Here is a 13,114-nt window from a genome sequence, read left to right as displayed (position 1 = left end):
GCAATGCGGTTCAGATGTCTCAGGCGATGATATCCGGGGTCAGGCGGTCTTCGATCAGGCGAATGATGTCTTTCAGGCGCAGTTTCTGCTTTTTCAACCGTTTGATCGTCAGTTGATCCGAGGTGCCAGTGGCCTGAAGCGCCTCGATTGCTTCGTCAAGATCACGGTGTTGACGGCGGAAAACTTCCAGCTCTACCCGCAGAACCTCATCAGTTTTCATCGAAAGATCGGTGGGCGCGTTCATTGGCGACTCAGAGTTGTTGTGGTGCTTGTCACACAAGATAGTGTGTCAGGCTTGATCCGGCCAGACCTTGTGGACATCGCTGTATATTCCCATATTCTATTATACGCGGTTGCCAGAATGGGGCCGCACAACACGTCGCTTTGGCAATAAAGGACGAAAATACGTGTCTAAACTTACTCTGGGCTCATACCCGCATCTTTTGGGGTTCGAGCAGTTGGAACGCCTTCTGGAGCGGTCTGCAAAGGCCGGAAATGAGGGGTATCCGCCCTATAATATTGAACAGACCTCGAATTTTTCCTACCGCATTACCTTGGCCGTGGCCGGGTTTGCAGAAGAGGACCTGTCGATTACCATCGAAGATCGACAGTTGGTGATCCGGGGACGTCAGCGCGACGACAGCGAAGGACGTATCTTTCTACACCGTGGGATCGCGGCACGTCAGTTTCAGCGCATGTTCGTGTTGGCCGATGGGGTCGAGGTTGGCGAGGCGATCATTGAAAATGGTCTGCTGCATGTGGATCTGACCCGCGCCGTGCCCGAAACCGTGGTGCAAACGATCAACATAAGAAAGGGGTAAGAGCAATGAATACACCGTTTGAAATCAACGCCGAAGGTGATCGGATCGTCTATGTCAAAACAGTTGAAGTCGCCGATCTACCTCGGGAAGTTCGCGAACAGGCCGGAGATCTGAGCCTGCTATATGCGGTACACGATGCCGACGGCCAGCAACTGGCACTGGTTGCTGATCGCAAGCTGGCGTTTAACCTGGCGCGCGAGCATGATTTTTCGCCGGTGGCCGTGCACTAAAGCGACCTCCGTACGTTTTCCTCGTGACATCCATGGCCTGTCGGGCGAGACAGTCGAACCTATGATGGTTCGAATATCGGAGTGCACGATACATGAATTGGTTCGACTTTGACTGGGTAGACGCCTTCAGCGATCGCGCCTTTGGTGGCAATGGGTGCGCTGTTGTTCATGGTGGGGCAGCTCTGTCCGAAGACGTCTGCATGGCCTATGTGCGCGAGACGTCCTTGGTTGAATGCACCTTTACTGGCCCGTCCGATGTGGCCGATTTCCGGGTTCGTTATTTTCTGGCCAGTCGCGAAATCCCCTTTGCCGGGCATCCTACGATCGCCACCGTAGCTGCAATGCAGTCCAGAGGAATGCTGCAAGGCAATACCCTGACGCTTGAAACCGGCGCGGGGATTGTTTCGATCTGCATCAGCGGTGATGAAATCGAGATGACGCAGATTGCACCACAATTCGGCGCCTATGTTCCCGCCGAGCTGGTCGCCTCTGCCATCAGCCTGCCCAAAGAGGCGATCATCTCGCCACCGCAATTTGTTTCTACCGGGCTGCCCTTCTGTGTCACTGTTCTTCGTGATCACGACGCCCTGCGCGCGGCAAAACTGGTCGAAAGGCCTTTGCGCGAGATTGCCGAAAAGGCGGGCTTTTCCGGCTCCGATATGGCCGAACCTTTTCTTGTAACGCTCAAAGGCGCGACCAAAGCGGGCGATACATTCTCAAGATTGCTGTTGGCCCCGCCCAGCCCGCCCGAGGATCCGTTTACCGGATCTGCCACAGGTGCGATGGCGGCGTATCTCTGGAAACATGGGCTGATGCCAAAGGACGTTTTTATTGCCGAGCAAGGCCATGATATGGGGCGCCCCGGTCAGGCGACTGTTACCCGAGCTGGCCCATCGGATGCGATGACAGGCATCAAGGTCGCCGGTCGCGGGCATATCCTGATGCGGGGTCAGGTTAATTTACCAGATGCCGGATGATGACAGAACCTGCAATCGCCATATTGCCCTATGGGCATCGGTTGGGGCCGAAACTGGCCACGGTTCCTTTGTCGGAACTGACCTGGCCCGAAGGTTGCCCGGATCGTCTGATCGGAAAAACAGTGGGCGATCTTGCGCACACGGACCATCTGATCATGTACCCCAATTCCACCGTACATCTGCGTCTTCGTCGGGGAACACGTGCGCGGATATCTTTGATGATGGGAGAGCCTTCGGCCATCCATGCCAAACATGATCACATGTTGCGCTATACGTGGCGGCGGTTCTTCCGGGTGCTGACCTTTCATGATGCTTTGTTGCAAGGTATCCCAAACGCGGTGTTTCTGCCTTATGGCGTGACGATGGTGCCTGATTGGCGAGAACTTTTGGTTGAGAAATCCAAATCCTGTTCTCTGATCGCCTCGGCCAAACGTGATCTCGAAGGACATCAGCTGCGCCATTCCGTGATCGACTGGGTTCGTGAATCCGGGGCAGATGTCGATATTATGGGGCGTGGCTATACTCCGTTTGACCGAAAGTCTGACGGGCTGGCCCCATATCGCTATTCGGTGGTGATCGAGAATGTGCGGGAGCGGAATTACTTTTCGGAAAAGCTGACAGACGCGATCTTGTGCTCGACAGTGCCGATCTATTGGGGCTGTCCCAATATTGGTGATTTCTTCGACACATCCGGGATGATCCTGTGCGATTCCGAGGCCGACATTCGGAGTGCGATTCAAGCCGCTTCGGTCGATGACTATGCCGCGCGTCTAGATGCCCTGCGGGCCAGCCAGTCCAAAGCGGCCGAGTTTGGTGATTTCGAAGGACGCGCCGTCGCCGCCATTCGGGCAGAACTATAATCCAATAGAAAAAGGCCCCCGGAAACCGAGGGCCTTTTGCTTGATTCTTTGCGCAGGTTACGATCCGGCGATCAAACCCATGCTTTCCAGCTTGAGCAGAACCTGGTGGGCACAGTTGTCTACGTCCACATTCTCGGTCTCGACGCTCAACTCAGGATTGGCAGGTACGTCGTAGGGATCGGAAATTCCGGTGAATTCCTTGATCTTGCCTTCACGCGCCAGCTTGTACAGGCCCTTGCGATCGCGGCGTTCGCATTCTTCGATGCTGGTGGCCACGTGAACCTCGCAGAAAGCGCCGAACGCTTCGACATCTTCGCGGACGGCGCGGCGGGTCGTGGCGTAGGGTGCGATCGGGGCGCAGATAGCGATGCCGCCGTTCTTGGTGATCTCGCTGGCCACATAGCCGATGCGGCGGATGTTCAGGTCGCGATGCTCTTTCGAAAAGCCCAGTTCCGATGACAGGTTCTTACGAACAATGTCTCCATCCAGCAGGGTCACCGGACGACCGCCCATCTCCATCAGCTTTACCATAAGCGCGTTGGCGATGGTCGATTTGCCCGAGCCGGAGAAACCGGTGAAGAATACGGTAAAGCCCTGCTGACTGCGCGGCGGTTTGGTCTTGCGCAGCTCGGTCACAACCTCAGGGAAGCTGAACCATTCGGGGATTTCCAGGCCTTCGGCCAGACGGCGGCGCAGTTCTGTGCCCGAGATGTTCAGGATCGTGACGTTGTCTTTGTCGGCGATCTCGTCATTCGGTTCGTATTGAGCGCGTTCCTGCACAAAGACCATGTGTTTGAAATCGACCATTTCAACGCCGATTTCATCCTGGAACTGGCGGAACAAATCCTGTGCGTCGTAGGGGCCATAGAAATCTTCGCCGGCTGAGTTCTTGCCGGGGCCTGCGTGGTCACGGCCGACAATGAAATGCGTGCAGCCGTGGTTGGCGCGGATCAACCCGTGCCACACCGCCTCGCGCGGGCCTGCCATACGCATCGCCAGGTTCAGCAGTGACATCGAAGTTGTCGAGGCCGGGTACTTGTCCAGAACAGCCTCATAGCAACGCACGCGGGTAAAGTGGTCCACGTCGCCCGGCTTGGTCATACCAACAACCGGATGGATCAGCAGGTTGGCCTGCGCCTCTTTGGCGGCACGGAAGGTCAGTTCCTGATGCGCGCGGTGCAGCGGGTTGCGGGTTTGGAACGCAACAATACGGCGCCAACCCAGTTTGCGGAAATAGGCGCGCAGCTCGTTCGGCGTATCGCGGCGGGCACGGAAGTCATAGTGAACGGGCTGTTGGATACCAACAACAGGGCCGCCCAAGTAAACCTTGCCCGCAGTGTTGTGCAGGTAGTTGACCGCCGGGTGGGCATCGTCATCTGCGCCAAAGACCTTTTCCGCCTCGCGCGCCTTGTTCGGCGTCCAGCGGTCGGTCACAGTCATGGTGCCCAAAATGACACCTTCCTGGTCGCGCAGCGCAATGTCCTGACCCAGTTTGATGCCCTCAGCGAAGTCTTCGCTGACATCCAACGTGATTGGCATCGGCCAAAGGGTGCCGTCGGCCAGGCGCATGTTCTCGACGACATTGTCGTAATCGGCCTCGCTTAGGAACCCTTTCAGCGGGTTGAACCCGCCATTCATCAGCAGTTCCAGATCACAGATCTGACGAGGGCTCAGGTCCCAGCTTGTCAGGTCGGCAGCTTCTACTTTCAGTTTCTGTGCGGACTCGTACGAAACATAAAGTTCAGAGATCGGCGCCAGATTGCTTAACATCGTCATGGGAATTCTCTTGTCGAAGGATGGATTGGCCAGTGATTCAGGGGCGTTTGCCGGGCATGTGCCCCGGCGGTCGGGTGAAGTCCAGATGGATTTATGAAACAAAGGACGATATGCGCGGTTTTTCTCCGGATTGGAAGGATTTTCCACATTTTGACGCGAAACCCGACGACAATCCCTTGGATCAAGGTCAAATAGACCGGTTTGAATGAGTGTGTTCTCAGGCGGCAATCTTGGGGGTGAGGTCGGACGCACGTTCGACCGGCAGGGCAGAAATTGGCCTTGTTACCCCACGCAACTGGAAGGGGCGCAGATCGTTCTGCCAACCGTCATGCCCCGCTGCCTTCAGCAGATCGCCCGAAACCAAAAGCTCGACACCCAACCCCTTGGTCTCGGCCTCCAATCGGCTGGCGACATTCACGGCGTCGCCGATAATCGTGCGGCTTGCAGTGCCTACGGCGCCGATTTCGCCCAGAACCAGATCGCCCAGATGTAATCCCATTCCAATGCGGATAAGCGGGCTGCCCTCGGTTTCGAGTTGCTCGTTGAACCGTTGCAATGCGCGGCTGACATTGGCTGCAGCTTTCATCCCGGCCCGTGCTGAACTTGCAGCATCGGCGGTTTCAAACACTGCCAGCAGCCCGTCACCCATATACTTGTCGACCACACCCCCATCCGAGGTGATGGCTGGCACGATGGCGTCAAAGAACCGGTTGAGCAGGAAAACAATGTCATAGGGCAACTGCCCGGTGGTCAGTGCCGTGAACCCACGCATATCGAGAAACAGCACCGCCAGTTTACGTTCCTGCCCCTGACTGGCGTGGGCGCGATTGCGACCGCTACCGGGATTGTACATCCGAAAGGCCGTGATTGGCTCGGTCGGGCGGATCTGACAGGCCAGGCGTGCGCCTTCGGGTGCTTTTACGGCAGCCAAGCTGCGGGCCTCGATCTCACTGGGGACGGGGAGCTGATCTGCACCATTCTCGACAATAACGCGACAGGTGGTGCAGCGCCCCTTGCCACCACATAGCGCAGTGTGGGGAATGCCGTTGGCCTGAGAAATCTCAAGCAGAGTCATGCCTTTTTCGGCCACAATTTCGGGGCCTTCCACATATTTGATGCGCACCGAATGCCGGCGTCGCAAAATTTTGCGCACCAGAAACACAAGCAATGTAGCGCCAACCGCCAGCCCGAATGCAAGCAGCGTATCTTGCCTCACACCCATCAGAGCCTGAAAAGCCTCGGGCGATGGCCAGTTGTAATGTTCGATATACTGATCGCGCAGAAACGGGTCGGCGAAATCAGCCCAGATGCGTCGGCCCTCTGTCAAAAGACCTGCCAGAGCGAAAGACGGAATGAACACGGCGAGCCCGATCAGATAAGGCAGCGTCCTTTGCCACCAAGATGTCAGGCGCAGCCACATGTGAAGACCGATGCAACTGTGGACCCAGACCACCAGCAAAAGCAGGCTTTGTGTCCAGATTGCATAGCTGGGCCACATTAGCGCGATGATATAACCCATCTCATCATTAACCCCGAAAACTGCATGTGCGTATCGGGTGTGAACAAGGTGCGAGATCAGTTGCAGTGGAATCACAAATCCAAGCACCACTTGCAGCCCCAGACTGAAAGGCATTCGCATGGTTCTGCGCTGAGCTAACGAATACAGCGCCAGCCCAAAATGCACGAGCAAGGCCAGATATAGAATCGCGCTGCCGATGTTGTTGCGCGTAATGACATGGCGGCCTTTCTGCATTCCGTGGAGATAATCAGTATGAAACAGTCCCAGACCGATATTGATGAAGTGAAAGAAGGCAAAGATGAACAGGATCAGGCCGCTCATGATCCTCAGCCGGGTAGCCCACCCGCCTTGCCATAGTACGCTTTTCACTCGGTTCACCTGTGTTCGTTTTGCTCGCATCTCAGAGTCTGTAACGGCGCAGAGCGGGGGTCAAGCGAAGCCTCTATGCCCCGGCAACCAGGGATGCGGATCCCCATCCAGGCACACTACCTCTGGCGAGGTGCTAAACAAAACCGCATGACTGAGTTCTGGCCGGGATCGCGAGCTGTATAGCAAGCCGTCGGCGCCTTTGGCGCGGGCGTCATCCGAAAATAGCCAGGTGGGTGAGGTGCCTTCTTTTTCGTGGATATCCTGCCACACGACCGAGGCTTCACTGCATCCCCGCAGATCTACCAGCCGAGCGCCGGTGATCCGGCATTTTTGAAGAATGCGTGGTGGATCGGATGGGCAGACATAGCGTTTGATGGCGACTTCGGCACCCTCAGCGCTCAGCGAAGAATAAAGCGCGAATTGGCCCGTATAATGAAAACGCCCCTCTGGCGCCCGTGCTGGGGCCAAAGGGGCGTCTATCTGTGAGAGGAACAGAATTCTCCAGATCGGGCCGGAGAATTCGATCACCTGATTAATCCTGCTCGGCCAGGAACCGTTCAGCATCCAGCGCGGCCATACAGCCCATCCCGGCGCTGGTAACGGCTTGACGGTAGATGTGATCTGTCAGGTCTCCGGCGGCAAAGACACCTGGAATGGAGGTTTCTGTGGAGCCCGGTTTGGTGATCACATAGCCGCCCATATGGGTTTCCAGCGAGCCCTTGACCAGCTCATTCGCGGGTGCGTGGCCGATGGCGATGAAAACACCTTTACAGGGGATTTCGCGAATCTCACCGGTTTTCACATTCTTGACGCGCACGCCTTCGACACCCAAAGGCGCATCGGTTCCGATGACCTCGTCCAGTTCGTGGAACCACAAGGGCTCGATCTTGTCGTTCTTCATCAGCCGATCCTGCAGGATCTTTTCGGCGCGCAATTCATCGCGGCGATGGATCAAGGTGACCTTGCTGGCAAAGTTGGTCAGAAACAGCGCCTCTTCCACGGCGGTATTGCCGCCGCCGATTACAACGATCTCCTGCCCGCGATAGAAGAACCCGTCGCATGTGGCGCAGGCGGAAACGCCAAAGCCTTTGAACTTCTCTTCCGAGGGCAATCCCAGCCATTTCGCCCGCGCGCCAGTGGCCAGAATGACCGCATCGGCAGTGTAGATGGTGCCGCTGTCGCCCTTGGCTGTGAAGGGGCGTTTCGAGATATCCAGATCGCTGATGATGTCGCCGATGATCTCGCATCCCATCGCGGCGGCATGTTCCTGCATCTTGATCATCAGATCAGGACCCTGAACCTCGGTAAAGCCGGGATAGTTCTCGACCTCGGTGGTGGTCGTCAGCTGTCCGCCCGGCTCGATGCCCTGAACCAGGATCGGTTCCAGCATCGCACGGCTGGCATATACGCCCGCAGTATAACCGGCAGGTCCTGATCCGATTATCAGAACCCTGGTGTGTTTTGTTTCGGCCATGATACCCCCGACTTGATCTGCCTGATACGGGCCTGCGGCCCCTTGGCGAATGGATATAGCGACCCCCTTGAGGCGCTTAAAGCCCCTTCGTGCCGTATCGGAGAATCCGTTTCACAACTCGCGCTAGAAAAATACCTGGAAAACCAAAGAATATTGCGCAAACGCGAAACATTATTGCGCATCCCTTGGGTGCTGATATAACAACCGAAAATTCAGGAGCTTTTTATGGTCGCGACACGGCTGGACGAGATTGACCGCAAGATTCTGGCAGAATTGCAGGCAGACGGTCGCATGACCAATGTAGAGCTCGCGAAACGTGTGGGAATTTCCGCGCCTCCGTGCCTGCGGCGCGTGCGCACATTGGAAGACTCGGGCCTTATCCGCGGATACCATGCGGAAGTGAATGCGCGTGAGTTGGGTTTTGAGGTTCAGGTCTTTGCAAGCGTCGGATTGGAAAGCCAAGCCGAAGCCGAACTCAGCGCATTCGAGGAACGCTGCCGCGAGTGGCCACTTGTCCGTGAATGTCACATGCTGAACGGCGAAGTGGATTTTATTCTGAAATGCGTCGCTCCTGATCTCAGCAGCTTTCAGCAGTTTTTAACAGGCGAGTTGCTGACCACGCCAAACGTGGCCAGCGTTAAAACCTCACTTGTGATACGCGGCGCTAAGGACGAGCCCGGTGTACCGTTTGACGTCCTGGAAGAACGAATGAACCGGACGGCGTAAAGCGCATCCTTTTGTGACGGCTGGTGCACGGCGGCAAAATCGCCGTGACAACCAGAAACAACACCCAACTAATTAAAATCTGCATAAAGCCCCCACTTTGCAGTACTGGTTAAAACTCAGGCAGTGATTGCGTCCACCTCTCCATCTCCGGCACGCGGTAACTGCAGCGGGCCAAAGTCATTCAGCGATTCGACATGCTCGAACAAGTTCAAATAGATTGAGCGAAGCGAATGGCTGATCATCCGAACCGCATTTACGCCTGGATGATATGATTCAAACTGTAATCCGTCTACCTTGATAACCGAATGGCGTTTCAGACAGATGTGAAACAATTCGATTGGGGTAGGCGGTAGCATCTCGATGACACCCATCCCGTCTTGGAACTCGTGCGCGGGCGTCAAAACAGGAGATCCGCCATACAAGTGCCGCAGATGTGCTGGGGTGCCCAACAGGCGCGCAGCCGGACCGACAGTCACGCCTGACATCGGTTTTTGCATTCCGAAGGTATCCGCCATGATGCGTGTCAGCGGGCGCGTGCGACCACGCGAGTCTTCGCGCCCGGGGATCAAAGTCACCGAGCCCTTCCAGACCACGGTTTCCGAAGTTCCATTCTGGGTCAAAACCGTATCGCCAGGCAAAAGATCTTCGATCGCTATCGGCCCGTTTTCGGTTTCGACAAGCGAACCCCGCGTAAAGGCACAAAACGCATCCTCGAACATGGGCAGCGCTGGCGCGATGTGGCGGGTTTGGGATACCTCGCCATTGCTCAACAATGAACTGACCTCATAGCGCCGCAGCTGCGCTTTTTGTTTTGTTGTATTTCTTGGAATCTCGCGCAGCATTGTCGACGTATCGACGGCGTTTCTGGCGGCGCGGGCCAAAGAATGTGGAATAGTCATACTAATTCCGTCCCCTCAAACATCCGCTCAGGAAGGCTGAACCCCCGTACAGGCCCGCCTGATCGGTTTTCTTTGTCTTGAATGCTATGGCGACTTCGAGACGTCGGCTGTAACGGCCGCGCAGTGCGATGGAATTTCGCAAACTCTTGGTCAACACATTGACCCCCCAGACAAACTCACAACTCGCAGACGAAAATTGTCTACGCACACAAACTCCTAAACACATTCACAGAAAGTGTCTGTGAAGCGCCACACACCGGATCGGAGCACCCCCGCTGTGTGTCTTGACCCTCAAAGCCGGCAGAATGGCTTTGGTAGGCCTGTCTAATCAGCGTCGCGAAGCCAAACGGCGCGCCACACTGGCAGAACGACTGGAAACCCGTTTCCACGGCATCTCCAGTTTTTGCTCTCTGGACGCTTTTAGAACAGCGCTGAGAAAGCGGGATCTTTGTTTCATCCTGTTGTCCTACTTGTTCAAGGCTTAGTGCCTAACGACCCAATCTGGGCCTAACGTGTCGCCATATTGAGGCGGCCATAAGGCTGACGCGGGTTGAATCTGGGACAAAAGAAAGTTGGTTGTTTCCTTTTCTTAATCTAGCCGCGCTCACATTCAGAAATATGCAGATAACCATCTGAGAGAGGGCAATAAAACCTAATTTTGGCGACTCATATAGACACAACAAATGTGGCGAAAAAGCGGCGATTTCGCCACAATCAGGGCACGCGTCACAGTTTGATGGCGGAAATCAGGCGGCCGTAGTCGGCTTCTTTTGTATGAACCGATCGGCGGTACGAATAGAATCTGTTCGGGTCCGAATAGGTGCAATGACGAATCCACTCTGCATGCCCGACACCAGCCTGACGTAACCGGTGCAGCCCATAGGACGGGAGGTCAAATTGCATCCGATCACCCGTTCCATTTGCGAAGAATCGCAGGTTTTCTGATGATTCAGCGGCAAAGTCTTCTAGGAACTCGGGCCCGACCTCATACGCAATTTGCGAGATTGTGGGCCCTATGACGGCCACTGTATTCTCGCGCCGTGCTCCCAGCGCCTCCATGGAGTCCAACGTGGCCTCAAGCACACCGTCCAGCGCGCCGCGCCATCCTGCATGTGCAGCCCCTATCACTTTTGCGTGGGTGTCGGCAAAAAGAACAGGTTGGCAGTCCGCCGTGAGGATGGTCAGCGCCAGTCCGGGACAGGCCGTAACCAACGCGTCTGCTTTAGGCTTTTCCCCGTCGATTGGACCATCAACAGTTATGACCGTCGGTGAATGCACCTGATGGACTCCGATAAGGGATCCGGGATCGACCTCCATCGCATCCGCTACGCGGTTACGGTTTATCGCGACAGCCTCGGTCTGGTCAGATGATCCATGACCGCAGTTGAGCCCTGCAAAGATCCCGGATGAGGCCCCGCCACGGCGGCAGAAAAAACCATGGCGTACGGATGACAAGAGATCCGAAGTCAGAATTTCCAGCGTCATGATTCCAGTCCCGGTGGTAATGCGGCATAAGATGGGTACAGGCCCAGTACTTTGAACAGGTTTCCCATTTCCTCTGGGTGCGTCAACCGGCGATGTGCGGCTATCAACGCCTCAAGCTTGGACCCGCTGAGTGGTTTCGCCAATGCTTGCGCCCGCGCGGTGATGCCCAGCCGTTCCAGAAAAACGCCTTGGGGTGTCAGGCGCGAATGGGCGCAGCCCGCAGCTCGCGCTGCGCTCGCCAGAGGTTCGAAGTCCACATGGGCGGTCAGATCAGCTTGTCCGGGACTGGAAAGCGGGTCTATCGGCTTGTGGGCATGCAGCGCTTGAAACGTATCCCCAAGCGAATGCCAGTCGCCATAATCCAGGATCAGTCCTGCCCCGCCATGGGTCGCGATCCGTCCGGCGATCACAGTGATGATCGGTATGGCCGAAGGGCAAAGCTCGACCAGATCCCCATCCTGCGTGTCCTCAAGCCGGTTCTTCAAAGCGATCTGTGGCGACCGTGGCCCCTGGCCAAAAGCCAGTGATTCGTCCTTCATCCCGATCAAACGTTCCCGCCAATCGCTGTCATCGCGGATGAATTGGCGAATGGGCAGAGCGTCAAAGAACTCGTTTGCCACCAGCAAAAGCGGGGAATCGGGTAGATCGGTGACTGATGTAATCCAGCGCGGAGCATAGGCATCCAGCGTCTTTGCCTGAATGGTGCGCAGGGTTGGTGAGGCCTCAAGCAGAACAATATCTGCCGCCGCGTGAAAGCCATCCACGCCCTGTGTTGCACGCAGCATGTCAGCCATCAGCGTTCCGCGCCCGGGACCCAGCTCCGCTAGCGTGAAACGGTCCGGACGCCCCTGGTCAATCCAGCATTGCACAAGGCTGAGCCCGATTAGTTCGCCAAACATCTGGCTGATTTCCGGGGCGGTGATGAAATCGCCCTGCGGGCCAATGGGGTCGCGGGTGGTGTAATATCCCAGTGTCGGGTGCAGCAGGCATTCGGTCATATAGTCGGCTACACTCATCGGGCCGTCTTGTGCGATACGAGCCTGTAAGAGGTTGGCGAGGGTCATCACTTGGCCTTAGCGCGTAAAGCCAGCCAAAGGCCAAAGGCAATCATTGGCAAAGACAGCAACTGGCCCATGGTCAGGCCGTAGCCGCCCATTTGCCAGGCAAGTCCAAGCGGATTTCCGGCCGAAACAAACTGTGCATCGGGTTGCCGGAAAAACTCGACAATGAAACGCGATGCGCCATAGCCCGCCATAAACACGCCTGTGACCAGACCGGGCCGTAGGAAAGCGCGGCGCCGATAGACCAGCCACAACAGCAGGACGCCCAGCAGCAACCCCTCAAGCGCGGCTTCGTAAAGCTGAGAGGGGTGGCGGGCGCAAAGACCAATAACCGTCGGGCAGTTTTGGGCGGCGGCACCGGGGAATACAAAGGCCCAGGGCAGGTCGCTGGGCCTTCCCCACAGTTCGGCGTTGATGAAATTCGCGACACGACCCAATAACAGCCCAGGCGGCACGGTATGCGCGATCAGATCAGCAAGCGGCAAAATCGAAATTTGGTGACGTCTTGCATAGATATATGAGGCCACGACGACGCCTAGCAATCCACCGTGGAAGGCCATGCCGCCCTGCCAGACCATCAGAATTTCGATCGGGTTCGAAAGGTAATAGGCTGGTTGATAAAACAGCACGAACCCAAGTCGCCCGCCCAGAATCACGCCCAGGATGATCCAGGTGATCAAATCCTCAAGCTGGGCGGGTTGCATCGGTGGCGCCTTGTCGGGCCACAGGGCGGGGCGCTTTAGGGCGATCACCCCCAGGCGCCATGCAATCACAATCCCGGCGATATAGGCGAGGGCGTACCATCTAAGTGCGAACTCCATCCCGAACAGCGAGATCGAGAAAAGTTCGGGCGACAGATCGGGGAAATTCAGAACAGCCTGCATGTGCGTCTCATTGCCCGGGCTTTGAGGGTTAAG

14 protein-coding genes are annotated in these 13,114 nt (G+C 56.5%); 5 read left to right on the top strand and 9 right to left on the bottom strand.

Annotation, left to right across the window (positions count from 1 at the left end; all coding sequences use genetic code 11):
• Positions 1-19: 19 nt before the first annotated feature.
• A complete protein-coding gene (locus AC2FHX_RS11575) occupies positions 20-244 on the bottom strand; it encodes a YdcH family protein (protein ID WP_037308505.1) in 225 nt (74 codons plus the stop codon).
• 163 nt (positions 245-407) lie between these two features.
• Here AC2FHX_RS11575 and AC2FHX_RS11570 point away from each other — a divergent pair, with 163 nt between their 5' ends.
• The 4 genes from AC2FHX_RS11570 (at position 408) to AC2FHX_RS11555 (ending at position 2,888) form a co-directional block, all read left to right on the top strand.
• The gene (locus tag AC2FHX_RS11570) at positions 408-821 is read left to right on the top strand and encodes an Hsp20 family protein (RefSeq protein WP_142636541.1); all 414 of its coding nucleotides are present in this window, start codon (positions 408-410) and stop codon (positions 819-821) included.
• A gap of 5 nt (positions 822-826) precedes the next feature.
• Positions 827-1,051, top strand: a complete 225-nt coding sequence (locus AC2FHX_RS11565; RefSeq protein ID WP_142636543.1) for a DUF1150 family protein — start codon at positions 827-829, stop codon at positions 1,049-1,051.
• A 92-nt stretch (positions 1,052-1,143) separates the two neighbouring features.
• Positions 1,144-2,028 carry a PhzF family phenazine biosynthesis protein gene (locus AC2FHX_RS11560; RefSeq protein ID WP_142636545.1) on the top strand — a complete coding sequence of 295 codons (885 nt, stop codon included), beginning with the start codon at positions 1,144-1,146 and terminating at the stop codon, positions 2,026-2,028.
• Positions 2,028-2,888 carry a hypothetical protein gene (locus AC2FHX_RS11555; protein WP_496701499.1) on the top strand — a complete coding sequence of 287 codons (861 nt, stop codon included), beginning with the start codon at positions 2,028-2,030 and terminating at the stop codon, positions 2,886-2,888. The genes AC2FHX_RS11560 and AC2FHX_RS11555 overlap by 1 nt, the downstream gene beginning before the upstream one ends.
• Positions 2,889-2,945: 57 nt before the next feature.
• Here AC2FHX_RS11555 and AC2FHX_RS11550 read toward each other — a convergent pair whose 3' ends face one another.
• From AC2FHX_RS11550 to trxB, 4 genes are all read right to left on the bottom strand, one after another.
• Complete coding sequence (locus AC2FHX_RS11550; RefSeq protein WP_142636548.1) at positions 2,946-4,664, bottom strand: bifunctional sulfate adenylyltransferase/adenylylsulfate kinase; 1,719 nt, start codon at positions 4,662-4,664, stop codon at positions 2,946-2,948.
• A 217-nt stretch (positions 4,665-4,881) separates the two neighbouring features.
• Complete coding sequence (locus AC2FHX_RS11545; RefSeq protein WP_496701501.1) at positions 4,882-6,552, bottom strand: adenylate/guanylate cyclase domain-containing protein; 1,671 nt, start codon at positions 6,550-6,552, stop codon at positions 4,882-4,884.
• Positions 6,553-6,612: 60 nt separating this feature from the next.
• Positions 6,613-7,080, bottom strand: a complete 468-nt coding sequence (locus AC2FHX_RS11540) for an RES family NAD+ phosphorylase (protein WP_496701503.1) — start codon at positions 7,078-7,080, stop codon at positions 6,613-6,615.
• Between the two features lie 4 nt (positions 7,081-7,084).
• The gene (gene trxB, locus AC2FHX_RS11535) at positions 7,085-8,026 is read right to left on the bottom strand and encodes a thioredoxin-disulfide reductase (RefSeq protein WP_142636554.1); all 942 of its coding nucleotides are present in this window, start codon (positions 8,024-8,026) and stop codon (positions 7,085-7,087) included.
• A 225-nt stretch (positions 8,027-8,251) separates the two neighbouring features.
• Here trxB and AC2FHX_RS11530 point away from each other — a divergent pair, with 225 nt between their 5' ends.
• Entirely contained in the window at positions 8,252-8,752 is a 501-nt protein-coding gene (locus AC2FHX_RS11530; protein ID WP_142636556.1) for an Lrp/AsnC family transcriptional regulator, read from the top strand.
• Positions 8,753-8,868: 116 nt separating this feature from the next.
• On the opposite strand, the gene AC2FHX_RS11525 is transcribed toward AC2FHX_RS11530, so the two are convergent.
• The 4 genes from AC2FHX_RS11525 to lgt all read right to left on the bottom strand — a co-directional run bounded on the left by AC2FHX_RS11525 (position 8,869) and on the right by lgt (position 13,081).
• Complete coding sequence (locus AC2FHX_RS11525; RefSeq protein ID WP_271949219.1) at positions 8,869-9,651, bottom strand: Hint domain-containing protein; 783 nt, start codon at positions 9,649-9,651, stop codon at positions 8,869-8,871.
• Between the two features lie 726 nt (positions 9,652-10,377).
• Positions 10,378-11,136, bottom strand: coding sequence for a peptidoglycan editing factor PgeF (pgeF, locus tag AC2FHX_RS11520; RefSeq protein ID WP_496691009.1), 759 nt, complete (start codon positions 11,134-11,136; stop codon positions 10,378-10,380).
• Positions 11,133-12,200: a class I SAM-dependent methyltransferase gene (locus AC2FHX_RS11515; protein WP_496701506.1), complete on the bottom strand. Its 1,068-nt coding sequence runs from the start codon at positions 12,198-12,200 to the stop codon at positions 11,133-11,135. The genes pgeF and AC2FHX_RS11515 overlap by 4 nt, the downstream gene beginning before the upstream one ends.
• A complete protein-coding gene (gene lgt / locus AC2FHX_RS11510) occupies positions 12,200-13,081 on the bottom strand; it encodes a prolipoprotein diacylglyceryl transferase (RefSeq protein WP_496701507.1) in 882 nt (293 codons plus the stop codon). The genes AC2FHX_RS11515 and lgt overlap by 1 nt, the downstream gene beginning before the upstream one ends.
• Positions 13,082-13,114 lie beyond the last annotated feature (33 nt).

The organism is Ruegeria sp. CDSC042, from assembly GCF_059610745.1.
Note: the sequence above shows the minus strand (reverse complement) of the source record. Positions and strands in the feature narration are given on the sequence as shown.